Consider the following 15,380-nt stretch of genomic DNA (forward strand, 5'->3'; position numbering starts at 1 on the left):
TTGGTGGAGATAAGCGGGATCGAACCGCTGACCTCTTGCATGCCATGCAAGCGCTCTCCCAGCTGAGCTATACCCCCACATCTGAACATCGTTTTTACCGCGCCAAACTCTTGGGAAGAAGTTTGGTGGAGATAAGCGGGATCGAACCGCTGACCTCTTGCATGCCATGCAAGCGCTCTCCCAGCTGAGCTATACCCCCGAGCCGTAAAAACTGTCGCGTGAAGCGACGGACGGCATAATATGAAACCCCCTTCGGAGTGTCAACGGCAAAATCACTTTCTGTGTTCGATCGCTGAAAAAGGCGGCAATCATCCCGCAATGGCGCGCTACCGCTGCAGTAAGCGCCTCACTCCACTCAATTTTCTGCTTACATAACTGCAAATAAAGACAGAATATTCCAGCTACCTCAAGTTAAATAGCCGTTAAATATGTTATGGGAATTTTCTTGTTTTCACCGAAATGACATGTGAAACTTAGCGTGCTAATTAAGCGGCTGCTGGGAAATCTTCCTGTGCACCGCGCTTCTACCAGGCGTTTGACGCTCCACTATTCAAAAAACGATTGAGATAATATGTCGCTGCATACACCAAAAGAGATCGCTCAACTGGCGATTCAAGCCGGCGTGGTTAAAAGCCGTGCATCCTTCAGTACCTTAATGCTTTTAGGTTTCATGGCTGGGGCCTTCATCGCCACCGGTTTTCTACTTGATCTGCATGTTATTAACTCTTTACCCGCAGATTGGGGTTCGTTTGGCGGCTTTTTAGGCGCAGCCGTCTTTCCGGTAGGATTGATTCTGACGGTGTTGGCGGGCGGAGAACTGTTAACCGGCAACATGATGCTGCTGCCAATGGCGTGGTTCGCTCGCCGTATTAGCTTAGCCAGCGTACTGCGTAACTGGTTGTGGGTGACGTTGGCCAATTTCCTTGGCAGCGTTGCGGTTGCCTGGTTCTTTGGTCACATGCTTGGCATGACTGAGGGAGACTATTTAAAGAAAACCGTCGCCATCGCCACAGCGAAGGCCAATGCTGATTTTCTGCACGCCTTTATTTCTGGTATCGGTTGTAACTGGCTGGTGTGTCTTGCTGTCTGGCTGGCTTTTGCCAGCAAAGATGTTGTTGGCAAAATCTTTGGCATGTGGTTTCCGGTCATGGCATTTGTCGCCATCGGTTTCCAACACGTTGTCGCCAACATGTTTATCATTCCTGCGGCTATCTTTGCAGGACAGATGAGCTGGGCTGAATATTTCCCTAACTTTATTGCCGTGTTTTTGGGTAATGGCGTAGGGGGTGCAATTTTCGTTGGCCTCACTTATTTCCTTGCTTTCCGCCCTGCAAGCGAGCAAGCCAGCGCTGCTCAATAAATATTCCTGCCTTTTGTCGACAGGCAAAAGGCAATTTCCTCTTGAGTTACTTTCACACGTTACGATTTGCTGTAATATGTAGAGCTAATGTATTGAACAGGGACAGCATCGTGAAAAAGGAATGGCTAACCCCCGAAGAGCTTGCAGTTGAAACGGGTTACAGTCGGCAGACGGTGAATAAATGGATCAAGCGTGAGAACTGGACCACTACACCAAAGCCGGGTGTACAAGGCGGTAAGGCGCGATTGATTCATATTGATGAACGCGTTAAAAGCTTTATCCAGTCAACACGTAACCTGAATGAGCCCGCCGCCATTTATGGTGCTCAACCTAATTCATTACCTGCGTTATTAATAAGTTCTGTCCAGCAAATGACGTCAATTGAACAAGATATGTTAGCTGCATTGATTTTGCGGGAAGGAATAAAAGGCGTTTTGCAGCGTCTTGGAATTAGCGAAGAGTGAAAGAAGCCGGAAGCATGATGCTTCCGGCTTTATTTTTAGGCTTGTGCCTCGCGCTCACGAATAAAGGCCAGCGCTTTTTCGATACGCTCTACGCTACGACTACGACCAATCGCTTCTACGGTCACATCAAGACCCGGTGATTGGCCCACGCCAGTAACAGCGACACGCAGCGGCATACCTACTTTGCCCATACCCACTTCCAGTTCATCAGCGGCATCCTGAATCGCCTGATGGACATTCTCAGCATTCCAGTCGCTAATAGCAGCCAGTTTATCGCGAACCACTTCCAGCGGCTGACGCGCTACCGGACGCAGGTGTTTTTTGGCAGCATCAGCATCAAACTCAGCGAAATCTTCATAGAAATAACGGCAAGTGGCCGCCATCTCTTTTAGCGTCTTGCAACGCTCACCCAGCAGCGTCACCAGTTTCGCCAGTTCAGGGCCGGTACGCGTATCAATTTTCTGCTCTTCAATATGCCATTGCAGATGTGTCGCCACATATTCTGGCGCCAGCGTATTAATATAATGGTGATTCAGCCACTGGAGCTTTTCCGTATTGAAAGCGCTCGCTGATTTGCTAACAGCATCCAGAGTAAACAGCTCTTTCATCTCTGGAATGCTGAAAATTTCCTGATCGCCATGTGACCATCCCAGGCGCACCAGATAGTTGAGCAGCGCTTCAGGCAGATAGCCATCATCGCGGTATTGCATAACACCCACAGCACCGTGACGTTTTGACAGTTTTTTACCGTCGTCGCCCAGGATCATTGATACGTGCGCATAAACAGGTACTTCTGCGCCAATCGCTTTCAGGATATTGATTTGGCGTGGCGTATTGTTGATATGATCTTCACCGCGAATAACGTGCGTGATCCCCATATCCCAATCATCTACCACCACACAGAAGTTATACGTCGGTGATCCGTCAGTACGACGAATGATCAGGTCGTCCAGCTCCTGATTACTGAACTCAATCGGTCCACGAATCTGATCGTCAAAGATCACTGAGCCGTCTTGTGGATTGCGGAAACGCACTACGCAAGGTTCATCCGCAGCGTGATGATCATGACTGTCGCGGCAGCGGCCGTCGTAACGCGGTTTTTCACCGTTCGCCATTTGCGTTTCACGCAGCGCTTCCAGACGTTCTTTCGAGCAGTAACATTTATAGGCCGTGCCCGCTTCCAGCATTTCATCAATTACCGCGTTGTAGCGGTCAAAACGTTTGGTCTGATAATAGGGGCCTTCATTCCAGTCGAGGCTCAGCCAGTTCATACCATCCATAATAGCTTCGATGGCTTCCGGCGTTGAACGCTCAAGATCGGTATCTTCGATACGCAGAACAAACTCGCCTTGGTTATGACGAGCAAAAAGCCAGGAATAGAGTGCGGTACGAGCGCCGCCCACATGTAAATAGCCGGTCGGGCTTGGCGCGAAGCGAGTTTTGATTTTCATTGAGTATTGCCTTAAATGCGCGGGTTCTCTGTCTGAATGACAAAAAACGGGTTAGACGCGAAAAACAGTGCGCACATTCTAGCATCTGGTGGTGAATCCTCAATGCATGCGAGCTAACTGGGCCTGATGAAAGGGTTCCTTTCTGCTAATAAAACCAGCACATTGGCTAAAAGCGCTCCAGGATGTTTAAATTTAAACCGAACGAACATTTAAGTTTTAAAAACCGTTGACTCAAAATCAACTATCCCTATAATGCGACTCCACACAGCGGGGGTGATTAGCTCAGTTGGTAGAGCATCTCCCTTACAAGGAGGGGGTCGGCGGTTCGAACCCGTCATCACCCACCACTCTTTAATTAACGTTTAGAGTTGGCCCGCAGTGAACAAGAGATAAGATATGGGTGATTAGCTCAGTTGGTAGAGCATCTCCCTTACAAGGAGGGGGTCGGCGGTTCGAACCCGTCATCACCCACCATATCTTAGTCAGATGACGCTCTTGTTAAGCAGTACCGAAGTGGGTGATTAGCTCAGTTGGTAGAGCATCTCCCTTACAAGGAGGGGGTCGGCGGTTCGAACCCGTCATCACCCACCATATCTTAGTCAGATGACGCTCTTGTTAAGCAGTACCGAAGTGGGTGATTAGCTCAGTTGGTAGAGCATCTCCCTTACAAGGAGGGGGTCGGCGGTTCGAACCCGTCATCACCCACCACTTCGGGTCGTTAGCTCAGTTGGTAGAGCAGTTGACTTTTAATCAATTGGTCGCAGGTTCGAATCCTGCACGACCCACCAATTCAGAGAAAAGCGCCTTTCAGGCGCTTTTTTCGTTTCTGCTGCACAGGTCTTAAACGTGCAGGATGAGAACCTGCAGCAGGTTCGACTGAATCGCCGGGAGCGATTCAGGCTGATGCGTCAGCATCACCCGCAGGGCGAGGCCCCGGATGGGCCGAGGCATATCCTGCACGACCCACCAATTCAGAGAAAAGCGCCTTTCAGGCGCTTTTTTCGTTTCTGCTGCACAGGTTGTGCAGGTTCGACTGAATCGCCCTTCCCCACCTTTTCCAAATCTTAACACTCCAGGCACTCAAGCCATGATCGCCCTCGCCGATAACGATAATGTCTATTTGCAAGGAGAAAACCATGTCCTCAATATCTGGCATTTTAAGCAGTGCCGTTAGTACCGGCAGCAGTGGCGGTGGAAGTGTCACCTCTCAAATCTCAGCGTTGAACAAACAAATCCAAAGCGTCACCAAACAGATAAAAGAGTTATCTGACAATCAGGATCTTACTGACGACCAAAAATCTGAAATGGAGCAGATGTATGAGTCGCAAATTGCCATGTTGGAAGCGCAAATTGCACAGCTTGAGCAAAAACAGGCTGAACAAGCGCAGCAGCAAACCGACAGTGCAAAGCAAAGCAGTGAAATAAAGGCGGACGGTGTAAATCGCCCGACAAGCAGTAATCAGATAGATGTCTACATTTAAAACGCCGGCTTAAGCGCGCGTTGTTGCGTCAGCAGCGTGGCCTGCTGACGCACTTCTTGCCATATCGCTTCCGCCGCAGGTGTTAACGAACGGTTTTTACGTTTAATGAGCGTCAGGCTGCGATTAATCTCGGGATATAAGCGTCGTACCGTTAATGCACGTCCTGCGGGTAAAGGCAAAGCAAGTGCAGGCAAAATGCTAATGCCAATGCCTGCTTCTACCATGGGGAAAAGTGTCGCGGGATGGCCAATCTCCTGTACTACCTCGACATCAACACCTTGTGTACGCAGCGCTGCATCAATTAACACACGACTTCCCGAGGCATAATCCTGCAATACCATTACGCGCTGATTGAGCATCGCCCACTGCGCTTGTTCAACACTCGCAAGTGGATCGTCATTGCGGCACAGTAATAAGAAAGGTTCATCAAGAATCGCCAGACAGCTAAAATCCGCATCGTTAAGTGGACCAATAACAATACCGAAATCAACTTCTGCGTTACGAACACTTTGTAAAACCCATTGTTGCACGCGGTCATGAAGGATCACTTTGATGTCAGGAAAGTTTTCCTGACTCGATGCCAGGCATTGCGGCATCAAATGCGCGGAGATAGTTTGGCTAGCGGCTATGCGTACAGTTCCACTACGTTGCTCGCCATAACTGCGAATATCTAACAGCGTCGTGTTCATCTCTTCCAGCAAGCGCTCCATGCGTGAAGCCAGTTGGTGTCCCGCCTCAGTCAACTTAACCTCACGCGTGGTGCGGTCCAGCAAACGCACACCAATTTCAGCTTCTAATTCTTTAATGCTGTGGCTCACTGCAGACTGGCTCAGTCCGATCGCCTGTCCCGCCTGACTAAATCCGCCGTGATGGGCAACAGCGACGAAGGTGCGAAGTTGACGTAATGTGTAATTCATAGAAATTACTCATAGATTGATGCAATAAATCAATTTTATTTCTAAACCCAGTTATCGCACAATCGGTTCATTGTAATTTTAACCGAGTTTTAACAATGGGATTTTTACGCATCGACCCGATGATGATCAAACTCATCATTACCGTGCTGCTCGCCTCTTTCTTACCGGCAAAAGGAGGCTTTGTTGATTTCTTCGAATACCTGACCACCGCTGCAATCGCCCTGCTGTTCTTTATGCATGGCGCGAAGCTTTCACGTGAAAAAATTATTGCAGGTAGCAGCCACTGGCAGCTTCACCTGTGGATCATGTGTAGCACTTTTGTGTTATTTCCTGTTCTCGGTTTACTGCTGGTGTGGTGGCATCCGGTCAATGTCGGTCCAGAAATTTATACCGGCTTCTTATATTTATGTATTCTGCCGGCAACAGTGCAGTCGGCTATCGCCTTTACTTCTATGGCGGGCGGCAACGTGGCTGCAGCGGTTTGCAGCGCATCAGCGTCCAGTTTACTGGGTGTCTTTATCTCCCCGCTGTTGGTGAATTTGGTGATGGATGTTCACAGCAGCGCGCCAACCGACGGTCTGGAACAGATTGGCAAAATCATGTTGCAGCTGCTGGTACCGTTCGTGTTAGGTCATCTGTCGCGTCGCTGGATTGCGGGTTGGGTCGAAAAACATCGTGGTTTGATTGGAAAAACTGACCAGACATCCATCTTGTTGGTGGTCTACTCCGCCTTCAGTGAAGCGGTTGTAAACGGCATTTGGCATCGCGTGGGTATTGATACGCTGCTGTGGATCCTTGCAGGTTGTGTGCTGCTGCTGTTCTTTGCACTACTGATCAACTACTTAGCGTCACGCCTGTTTGGCTTCAGCCGTGCCGACGAAATTGTAGTGTTGTTCTGTGGTTCGAAAAAGAGCCTGGCGAACGGTGTGCCAATGGCCAATATTCTGTTCCCGGCCAGCGCAATAGGAATGATTGTACTGCCGCTGATGATCTTCCATCAGGTGCAGTTAATGGTCTGCTCGTTTATCGCCGGACGTTATAAGAAAACCAATGAAAAACAGCTGGCGCAGCAGGTTAAAGCGACGGTTGTTGAATCTCAGAAATAATGACGCCAATAAAAAGCCCGCAGAAGCGGGCTTTTTTTATTCACTGCGTTTTAACGGCATCACCAGCCCTTCTAAACCTTCAATCTTAATCGCTAGCGTGAACTGCATCATTTCACCCAAGCGACCTGAAGGAAAGTCACCGCAGCGGGCAAACCACAGCAGATAAGGTTCGGGCAGATCGATCAGCATCCGGCCTTTATACTTGCCGAACGGCATGGCGGTATTGGCAATCTCAACCAGTTGCTGTTTGTCCAATTTATACTCCTAGCAGGCGAATCATTTCAGCTTCGTCAATGATCTCAATGCCCAGCTCCTGTGCTTTAGCCAGCTTAGAACCCGCGGCTTCGCCAGCAATCAGCAAGTCGGTTTTCTTCGATACGCTGCCGCTTACTTTGGCACCTAACGCAATTAAACGCTCTTTTGCATCGTCACGGTTCATCTGTGAGAGCGAGCCGGTTAAAACCACCGTTTTTCCGGCAAACGGGCTGTCGATCTCTTCAGCGTTGACCACTTCAACCTGCGGCCAGTGAATGCCAATATCATCAGTTAGCTGGCGAATAACCTCCCGGTTACTCTCCTCTTCCATGAAATTGCGCACATGTGCTGCCACCACTTTACCGACATCCTGCACGGCAATCAGTGCATCCAGATCGGCATCCATGACTTTCTGCAGATCGCCAAAATGGCCTGCCAGGTTCGCCGCTGTGGCTTCACCGACTTCACGAATCCCTAAGGCATACAGGAAACGCGCCAGCGTAGTGGATTTGGCTTTTTCCAACGCATCAACCACGTTCTGTGCCGATTTTGGCCCCATACGATCAAGGCCAGTTAATTTACCGGCGGTAAGGCGGAACAGATCGGCGGGCGTTTTGACGTACTCTTTTTCCACCAGTTGATCGATGATCTTGTCACCCATTCCATCAACGTCCATGGCACGTCGGGACACGAAATGCTTAAGCGCCTCTTTGCGCTGCGCCCCACAAATCAGGCCGCCGGTACAGCGGGCCACTGCTTCCCCTTCAACACGTTCTACGTCGGAGCCGCACACCGGACAGTGGGTTGGGAACGTCACCTCACGCGCATCATCAGGACGCTCGGTTGTCACGACATTCACGACTTGCGGAATAACATCACCCGCGCGGCGAATCACCACTTTGTCGCCAATGCGTAAACCGAGGCGCTCAATCTCATCGGCATTATGCAAGGTAGCGTTGCTGACCATCACGCCCGCTACCTGGACCGGCTCAAGGCGCGCAACCGGCGTAATTGCGCCAGTGCGCCCCACCTGGAATTCCACGTCACGCACAAAGGTCATCTGCTCTTGCGCCGGGAATTTAAAGGCGATCGCCCAACGCGGCGCACGCGCCACAAAACCTAAACGCTCTTGCAACGCCTGTGAATCTACCTTGATGACGACGCCATCAATATCAAAACCCAGCGACGGACGCTGCTGCTCGACTTCGCGGTAAAATGCCAGTGCTTCTTCAGCATTACGTGCAAGGCGAATGCGATCGCTGACCGGCAAGCCCCAGGCTTTAAATTGTTGTAGCCGCTCCATGTGGCTGTGCGGCATTTCCCCACCCTCTAACAAGCCAAAACCGTAGCAGAAGAAGGTGAGCGGGCGTTTAGCCGTAATGCGCGGATCAAGCTGACGTAACGAGCCCGCAGCTGCATTGCGCGGGTTGGCAAACACTTTGCCATCGGTGCGGCGCGCTTCGTTATTCAACTTCTCAAAACCGCGCTGCGTCATGAAAACTTCGCCGCGCACTTCAAGACGTGCCGGGATGTTATCGCCTTTGAGACGTAACGGAATGGCGTGGATGGTGCGCACGTTGGCCGTGATATTCTCACCAGTGGTGCCGTCACCGCGCGTTGCCGCCTGGATCAACAAACCGTTTTCGTACAACAAACTCACTGCCAAACCATCCAGCTTTAGTTCGCAGCAGTAAGTAATGTCATCGCTGCTTTTTAAGCGATCCTGCACGCGTTTGTTGAACGCGAGGAAACTGGTTTCATCGAAAGCGTTATCCAGCGACAGCATGGGAACTTCATGACGCACTTGCTCAAATACGGTCAAGGGTGCAGCACCAACGCGTTGCGTGGGCGAATCAGGTGTAATCAGGTCGGGATGCTGCTCTTCAAGCGCTCGCAACTCACGCATTATGCGGTCGTATTCAGCGTCCGGCACTTCCGGCGCATCCATAACGTGATAAAGATATTCGTGATGGCGCAGCGTAGTGCGCAGCTCGGTGATGTGATCCTGAACAGATTTCATAAAGCCCCATCAGATAAAAAACCCCCGACAAGCGGGGGTTTGCTAAAAACGTGTGTTAATTGTGCGCGTCGAACCTAAACGTCTACCACTTCGCGAATGCGAGCTTTGTAAGTTTCCAGCTTTTGCGGTGTCATCATGCGACGTTCATCATCCAGAACCACACCACCAACATCGTCTGCGATGCGCTGTGCTGACTGCAGCATCAGCTTAAAGTTCTGATGTGCGTCGCCATAGGACGGCACCATCATAAAGATGGAGATGCCTGGCGTGGAGAAGTCAGTCATGCCATCGGGATTGAATGAACCCGGTTTCACCATATTCGCCAGGCTAAACAGCACAGGGCCGCTTCCCGCTGGACTCAAATGACGATGGAAAATGTTCATTTCACCAAACTGGAAGCCCGCCTGCAAAATACCCTGCAACAGCGCTTCGCCGTTTAACTCACCACCAGAATGTGCCGCTACGTGCAGCACTAAAACTGCTTCTTTCGGTTTGTTCGCCGGCGCTTTCGCCGGTTCAGGCGCAGCAATCACTTCTGGCTCTGGCTCCGCCTGATAGGCAGGTTCAGGTTGTGCAGCTTCAAGTGGATCTAAATCCAACAGCGGATCGGCCTGAATTGATTGCGGAATGAACGGCGACTCAGCAGGCTGCTGAGGAACCGGTTCAGGACGCGGCTGCGGTTTTGGCTGCGGCGCGGGTGCCAGAAGCGGATCGCTTTCAGGCTGAGGCGCAACAGGGCGTGCCGCAGGTTGGCGCACAGGCTGCGTTGGCGCTGGCTTTTGCGGCGCCTCCGGCTGTGGCTCACGAATAGTGTCAAAACGCGGTTCCTGATGGCTTGGGCGCTCGTTGCGCACACGCACTTCACCGACGCCTTCTTCATCGTCGTCGCTCAGGTTCTCATCATCATGTTCGTCACGTTGTTTTAGACGTTTGTGCGGGCGATCGCGGAACACTGACGAGCGCTCTTTACGGCTGGTCCACAGCCCGTGAAGAAGGAGCGCTATAATGGCGATCGCGCCAACAACGATTAATATCAGACGCAAATCCTGCATCATTGTATTCTCTGTTGTTCCAATACCTTGCCACCGCGGCAAACTTTATCCTCTAACTGTATTTGCCCTGCTACACAAGTGCAAGTCTGTGCAGTATTTTCTGACAAATAAGTAGGACGCCCACGCTTTTTCGCTGTTTTTTTACCCAAACGGCATCTTACCATGAGAAAAAGCCAGGTTATTATGCTCGTGCCTTAACATCTTCAGGAGAATTGCCTTTATGGATCGTGAGAATTCTGTCTCATCGTTTAACGGCGTGCATTACTTTAGTCGCGGTTGGAAGCTGGTGCGTATGCCAGGCATCCGCCGTTTTGTGGTTATTCCTTTACTCGTCAATATCGTGATATTAGGGGGCGCCTTTACATGGCTGTTCTATCGCCTTGGTAACTGGATCCCTGCGCTGATGGCACAGATTCCTGACTGGCTGCAGTGGCTAAGTTACCTGCTTTGGCCGTTGTCTGTTATTTCCATTGTGCTGGTGTTTAGCTACTTTTTCTCGACCATTGCAAACTTGATTGCTGCCCCCTTTTGCGGCTTGCTGGCCGAACAGTTAGAAGGTCGTTTAACCGGTAAACCGCTGCCGGACAGCGGTTGGCTCGGCATGATGAAAGATATTCCACGCATTATGAAACGCGAACTGCAAAAGCTAGGTTATTACCTGCCGCGAGCTTTGGGATTACTGCTGCTGTACTTTATTCCAGGCTTCGGTCAAACCGTTGCGCCGCTGCTGTGGTTTTTGTTCAGCGCGTGGATGCTGTCGATACAATATTGTGATTACCCATTCGATAACCATAAAGTCAGCTTCCCGCGAATGCGAAATGCGCTACGCCAGCACAAAACGGCCAATATGCAGTTTGGCGCCTTGGTCAGCCTGTTTACTATGATCCCCATTATTAACCTTGTCATTATGCCGGTTGCCGTCTGTGGCGCCACGGCGATGTGGGTTGATCGCTACCGCGCTGACCTGGTTCGCGCTGACCTGCGTTAAACTTATCAGCCTGCCTTATGCATTTTTCTTCAGGGCTTATTGCCACCTGACATATAGATATGCGATTTCTTTCCTTCCGCAGGGGAGCAGAAAAGGTATGCTCTGAGGGTTCCCAATAATTCATACAGTTAAGGGCAGGCTATGAGTAAGATCTATGAAGACAACTCTTTGACAATTGGTCATACGCCATTGGTTCGACTGAACCGCATCGGTAACGGCCGCATCCTGGCGAAGGTAGAATCCCGTAACCCGAGCTTCAGCGTAAAATGCCGTATCGGTGCCAATATGATTTGGGATGCAGAGAAACGCGGTATTTTAAAACCGGGTGTTGAATTGGTTGAACCCACCAGCGGCAACACGGGCATTGCGCTGGCTTACGTGGCTGCCGCTCGTGGCTATAAGCTGACACTGACCATGCCTGAAACCATGTCCGTTGAGCGCCGCAAGCTGCTTAAAGCGCTGGGCGCAACGCTGGTGCTGACCGAAGGTGCCAAGGGTATGAAAGGTGCAATTGGTAAAGCGGAAGAAATCGTAGCCACCGATCCCGATAAATATGTGCTGCTGCAGCAGTTCAGCAACCCAGCCAACCCAGAAATCCATGAAAAAACGACCGGTCCAGAAATCTGGGAAGATACCGATGGCGACGTTGATGTGTTCATCGCCGGCGTGGGTACAGGCGGTACATTGACCGGCGTAAGTCGTTACATCAAAAACACCAAAGGCAAGAAAGAGCTCATTACTGTTGCTGTAGAGCCAACCGATTCACCGGTTATCGCTCAAGCGCTGGCAGGCGAAGAGATCAAACCAGGTCCGCATAAAATTCAGGGTATTGGCGCGGGCTTTATCCCAGGCAACCTTGATTTGGATTTGGTTGATCGCGTGGTTGCCATTTCTAACGAAGAGGCGATCAGCACGGCGCGTAAGCTGATGGAAGAAGAAGGCATTCTGGCAGGTATCTCTTCGGGTGCCGCGGTTGCTGCAGCACTAAAACTGCAAGAAGACGAAGCCTTCGCCAACAAAAATATTGTTGTCATTCTCCCCTCTTCCGGCGAGCGCTATCTTAGCACCGCATTGTTTGCCGATCTCTTCACTGAAAAAGAGCTTCAGCAGTAAGGCTGATAGTCTGAAATTGCCGAAAAAAGCACCCAAATGGGTGCTTTTTTGTGGTGTAGATCTCACTTTCACTACCCTGCAGATTGATTTCAATGATGCGGCTCTGGTATTTAGACAGCCAATTATTTCGATGCCTGAAATTAATCCATTCTTGAAATGGATCAAGCTGAATCGATTTACGGATTTGGCGAAACGGCGAATCACGGCATAATTAAAAACAGAAAAGCCCTCGACTTGTTTTGTGATGCTTTTCTGGAATGAATAACTCATTCATGCGCATTAATTGGTCAGCTTGACGCTATACCAGCGCACCTACACAGGCTAAAGTGTTGGCTCCAGGCTAGACTTTAGATTCATAACACCAATCCTGATAACGTTGGGGAAATAGAATGTTTCAGCAAGAAGTTACCATTACCGCGCCAAACGGTCTGCATACTCGCCCAGCTGCGCAATTTGTTAAAGAAGCCAAAGCTTTTCAGTCAGAAATCACCGTGACCTCTAACGGTAAATCAGCGAGCGCAAAAAGCCTGTTCAAACTTCAGACTCTGGGTTTGACTCAAGGCACCGTTGTTACTCTTTCCGCGGAAGGTGAAGACGAGCAGAAAGCAGTTGAGCATCTGGTTAAATTGATGGCAGAACTGGAGTAATCTCCTTTTCGCTTTCAGAAAACTGACTCCTCTGCGCCATTGAGTGCAAACATCTTGATCGCGGACAACTTGTCCGCGATATTGCTTCCGTAGAGTACGTGTCCCGTGACAATGGCACCGCAAAGAGTCAATCAGCCATCGTGATTAAAAGGTAGGGTTATGATTTCAGGCATTTTAGCATCACCAGGTATCGCTTTCGGCAAAGCTCTGCTGCTGAAAGAAGACGAGATCGTCATCAACCGCAAAAAGATTTCTGATGACCAGGTTGAGCAGGAAGTTCAGCGCTTCCTCGAAGGACGCGGCAAAGCGGCCATTCAACTGGAAGCTATTCGAGTCAAAGCGGGTGAGTCCCTCGGTGAAGAGAAAGCTGCCATCTTCGAAGGCCACATCATGTTGCTGGAAGACGAAGAGCTGGAGCAGGAAATCATTGACCTCATCAAGAAAGAGCACGCCAGCGCAGATGCTGCGGCTTATTCGGTGATTGATGGCCAGGCGAAAGCGTTAGAAGAGCTGGACGACGAATACCTGAAAGAGCGTGCCGCTGACGTACGCGATATTGGTAAGCGTTTACTGCAAAACATCTTAGGTCTGCACATTGTTGATCTGAGTGCTATTCAAGACGAATCCATTCTGGTGGCTAAAGATTTGACCCCATCAGAAACCGCGCAGCTAAACCTGAAAAAGGTGCTGGGCTTTATCACCGATCTGGGTGGTCGTACTTCACATACCTCAATCATGGCGCGTTCTCTCGAGATCCCAGCGATTGTGGGTACTGGTAATGTTACCACTTCAGTCAAAAACGGCGATTTCCTGATCATTGATGGCGTAAATAACACCATTTATGTCAATCCAGATGAAGCAAAACTGGATGAGCTGAAAGCCGTTCAAACACAATATCTCTCTGAAAAACATGAATTAGCCAAACTGAAAGATCTGCCTGCTATCACGCTGGATGGACATCAGGTTGAAGTTTGCGCCAACATCGGTACGGTACGCGATATCGCCGGTGCCGAGCGTAACGGTGCTGAAGGCGTAGGCCTGTATCGTACTGAATTCTTGTTTATGGACCGCGATTCACTGCCAACCGAAGAAGAGCAATTCCAGGCGTATAAAGCTGTCGCTGAAGGCATGGGTTCGCAAGCGGTAATTGTGCGTACCATGGATATCGGCGGTGACAAAGATCTGCCTTACATGAACCTGCCGAAAGAAGAAAACCCCTTCCTCGGCTGGCGCGCCATTCGTATTGCTATGGATCGCAAAGAGATTCTGCATGCGCAGCTGCGCGCTATTTTACGTGCATCCTCTTTTGGTAAGCTGCGTATCATGTTCCCGATGATCATTTCGGTTGAAGAAGTTCGCAGCCTGAAAGCGGAACTGGAGCTGCTGAAAGCGCAATTGCGTGAAGAAGGCAAAGCATTTGATGAGACCATTGAAGTCGGCATTATGGTCGAAACACCCGCTTCTGCGGTCATTGCGCGTCATCTGGCGAAGGAAGTCGATTTCTTCAGTATTGGGACAAACGATCTGACGCAGTATACTCTGGCGGTTGATCGTGGTAATGATTTGATATCGCACCTGTATAACCCAATGACGCCGTCCGTGCTGAACTTAATCAAGCAAGTCATTGATGCTTCTCATGCTGAAGGCAAGTGGACTGGCATGTGTGGTGAGCTGGCAGGTGACGAACGTGCTACACTACTGTTACTGGGAATGGGGCTGGACGAATTCAGCATGAGTGCCATTTCTATCCCAAGCATCAAGAAAATTATTCGTAATACGAATTTTGAAGATGCGAAGGAGTTGGCGGAGCAGGCTCTGGCTCAACCTACAGCGGAAGATTTAATGAACCTGGTTAACAAGTTCATCAAAGAAAAAACGCTCTGCTGATCCGCTAGATGCTGGCCCCAAATTACTGCTTAGGAGAAGATCATGGGTTTGTTTTCTAAACTTTTTGGCGATAAAACAGATAGCGCTGGGACAATTGACATCGTAGCGCCTCTGTCAGGCGAAATCGTGAACATTGAAGACGTACCAGATGTGGTGTTTGCTGAAAAAATTGTAGGCGATGGAATCGCAATCAAACCGAGCGGCAACAAAATGGTTGCACCGGTTGATGGCAAAATCGGCAAGATTTTTGAAACTAACCACGCTTTTTCAATCGAGTCTGAAAATGGTATCGAGCTGTTTGTTCACTTCGGCATCGACACGGTTGAACTGAAAGGTGAAGGCTTCAAACGTATCGCTGAAGAAGGCCAGCTGGTCAAAAAAGGCGATGTGATTATTGAGTTCGATTTACCGTTGCTGGAAGAGAAAGCAAAATCAACCCTTACACCTGTTGTCATCTCCAACATGGATGAGATCAAGGAAATGATCAAGCTGACTGGCCAGGTCACCGTAGGCGAAACGCCGGTGATTCGCATTAAGAAGTAAGCGACATCAGAATTGAAAAACGGCACCTTCGGGTGCCGTTTTTGTTCATAATAAAACGTGACTACGCTTTATGCTGGGTTAACGCAGCAAAGAGAG

The 15,380-nt window shown here is 50.0% G+C and carries 14 protein-coding genes, 7 tRNA genes and 1 other RNA gene; 15 read left to right on the forward strand and 7 right to left on the reverse strand.

Annotation, left to right across the window (positions count from 1 at the left end; translation table 11 throughout):
- Window position 1 precedes the first annotated feature (1 nt).
- Window positions 2-77 (reverse strand) — tRNA-Ala (locus tag SC127_RS02685).
- A 46-nt stretch (window positions 78-123) separates the two neighbouring features.
- Window positions 124-199 (reverse strand) — tRNA-Ala (locus SC127_RS02690).
- 372 nt (window positions 200-571) lie between these two features.
- On the opposite strand from SC127_RS02690, the gene SC127_RS02695 reads away from it, so the two are divergent.
- Complete coding sequence (locus SC127_RS02695; protein WP_215845976.1) at window positions 572-1,360, forward strand: formate/nitrite transporter family protein; 789 nt, start codon at window positions 572-574, stop codon at window positions 1,358-1,360.
- A 110-nt stretch (window positions 1,361-1,470) separates the two neighbouring features.
- Window positions 1,471-1,824: a YfeC-like transcriptional regulator gene (locus SC127_RS02700; RefSeq protein ID WP_215845975.1), complete on the forward strand. Its 354-nt coding sequence runs from the start codon at window positions 1,471-1,473 to the stop codon at window positions 1,822-1,824.
- Between the two features lie 35 nt (window positions 1,825-1,859).
- On the opposite strand, the gene gltX is transcribed toward SC127_RS02700, so the two are convergent.
- Window positions 1,860-3,275, reverse strand: a complete 1,416-nt coding sequence (gltX, locus tag SC127_RS02705) for a glutamate--tRNA ligase (protein ID WP_215845974.1) — start codon at window positions 3,273-3,275, stop codon at window positions 1,860-1,862.
- Window positions 3,276-3,546: 271 nt separating this feature from the next.
- Between gltX and SC127_RS02710 the strand changes: the two genes are divergently transcribed.
- The 7 genes from SC127_RS02710 to SC127_RS02740 all read left to right on the forward strand — a co-directional run bounded on the left by SC127_RS02710 (window position 3,547) and on the right by SC127_RS02740 (window position 4,756).
- Window positions 3,547-3,622 (forward strand) — tRNA-Val (locus SC127_RS02710).
- A 51-nt stretch (window positions 3,623-3,673) separates the two neighbouring features.
- Window positions 3,674-3,749 (forward strand) — tRNA-Val (locus SC127_RS02715).
- A 41-nt stretch (window positions 3,750-3,790) separates the two neighbouring features.
- A tRNA-Val gene (locus tag SC127_RS02720) sits at window positions 3,791-3,866 on the forward strand.
- 41 nt (window positions 3,867-3,907) lie between these two features.
- Window positions 3,908-3,983: transfer RNA gene (locus SC127_RS02725), tRNA-Val, on the forward strand.
- 4 nt (window positions 3,984-3,987) lie between these two features.
- Window positions 3,988-4,063 (forward strand) — tRNA-Lys (locus tag SC127_RS02730).
- 44 nt (window positions 4,064-4,107) lie between these two features.
- A non-coding RNA gene (locus tag SC127_RS02735) (RtT sRNA) lies at window positions 4,108-4,244 on the forward strand.
- A gap of 167 nt (window positions 4,245-4,411) precedes the next feature.
- Window positions 4,412-4,756, forward strand: a complete 345-nt coding sequence (locus tag SC127_RS02740; RefSeq protein ID WP_243077455.1) for a FlxA-like family protein — start codon at window positions 4,412-4,414, stop codon at window positions 4,754-4,756.
- Here the strand turns inward: SC127_RS02740 and SC127_RS02745 are convergent.
- Window positions 4,753-5,673: a LysR family transcriptional regulator gene (locus SC127_RS02745; RefSeq protein ID WP_215845972.1), complete on the reverse strand. Its 921-nt coding sequence runs from the start codon at window positions 5,671-5,673 to the stop codon at window positions 4,753-4,755. The genes SC127_RS02740 and SC127_RS02745 overlap by 4 nt on opposite strands.
- Window positions 5,674-5,768: 95 nt before the next feature.
- Here SC127_RS02745 and SC127_RS02750 point away from each other — a divergent pair, with 95 nt between their 5' ends.
- On the forward strand, window positions 5,769-6,779 hold the full coding sequence (locus tag SC127_RS02750; RefSeq protein WP_243077454.1) for a bile acid:sodium symporter family protein: 1,011 nt from the start codon (window positions 5,769-5,771) through the stop codon (window positions 6,777-6,779).
- Window positions 6,780-6,815: 36 nt separating this feature from the next.
- Here the strand turns inward: SC127_RS02750 and SC127_RS02755 are convergent, their stop codons facing one another.
- The 3 genes from SC127_RS02755 to zipA form a co-directional block, all read right to left on the reverse strand.
- Window positions 6,816-7,034, reverse strand: a complete 219-nt coding sequence (locus tag SC127_RS02755) for a DUF3820 family protein (RefSeq protein ID WP_215845970.1) — start codon at window positions 7,032-7,034, stop codon at window positions 6,816-6,818.
- Window position 7,035: 1 nt separating this feature from the next.
- The gene (gene ligA, locus SC127_RS02760) at window positions 7,036-9,054 is read right to left on the reverse strand and encodes an NAD-dependent DNA ligase LigA (protein ID WP_215845968.1); all 2,019 of its coding nucleotides are present in this window, start codon (window positions 9,052-9,054) and stop codon (window positions 7,036-7,038) included.
- A 74-nt stretch (window positions 9,055-9,128) separates the two neighbouring features.
- Window positions 9,129-10,109, reverse strand: coding sequence for a cell division protein ZipA (gene zipA / locus SC127_RS02765; protein ID WP_332625124.1), 981 nt, complete (start codon window positions 10,107-10,109; stop codon window positions 9,129-9,131).
- A 217-nt stretch (window positions 10,110-10,326) separates the two neighbouring features.
- Between zipA and cysZ the strand changes: the two genes are divergently transcribed.
- From cysZ to crr, 5 genes are all read left to right on the forward strand, one after another.
- Entirely contained in the window at window positions 10,327-11,094 is a 768-nt protein-coding gene (cysZ, locus tag SC127_RS02770) for a sulfate transporter CysZ (protein ID WP_243077453.1), read from the forward strand.
- Between the two features lie 141 nt (window positions 11,095-11,235).
- A complete protein-coding gene (cysK, locus tag SC127_RS02775) occupies window positions 11,236-12,207 on the forward strand; it encodes a cysteine synthase A (RefSeq protein WP_243077452.1) in 972 nt (323 codons plus the stop codon).
- A 389-nt stretch (window positions 12,208-12,596) separates the two neighbouring features.
- Window positions 12,597-12,854, forward strand: coding sequence for a phosphocarrier protein Hpr (gene ptsH, locus SC127_RS02780; protein ID WP_003848868.1), 258 nt, complete (start codon window positions 12,597-12,599; stop codon window positions 12,852-12,854).
- 159 nt (window positions 12,855-13,013) lie between these two features.
- A complete protein-coding gene (gene ptsI, locus SC127_RS02785) occupies window positions 13,014-14,741 on the forward strand; it encodes a phosphoenolpyruvate-protein phosphotransferase PtsI (protein WP_215845965.1) in 1,728 nt (575 codons plus the stop codon).
- Window positions 14,742-14,783: 42 nt separating this feature from the next.
- Window positions 14,784-15,284: a PTS glucose transporter subunit IIA gene (gene crr, locus SC127_RS02790; protein ID WP_215845963.1), complete on the forward strand. Its 501-nt coding sequence runs from the start codon at window positions 14,784-14,786 to the stop codon at window positions 15,282-15,284.
- Window positions 15,285-15,380 lie beyond the last annotated feature (96 nt).

The sequence above is a fragment of the Pantoea sp. T14 genome (assembly GCF_036663535.1).
GTDB classification, from domain to species: domain Bacteria; phylum Pseudomonadota; class Gammaproteobacteria; order Enterobacterales; family Enterobacteriaceae; genus Pantoea; species Pantoea phytostimulans.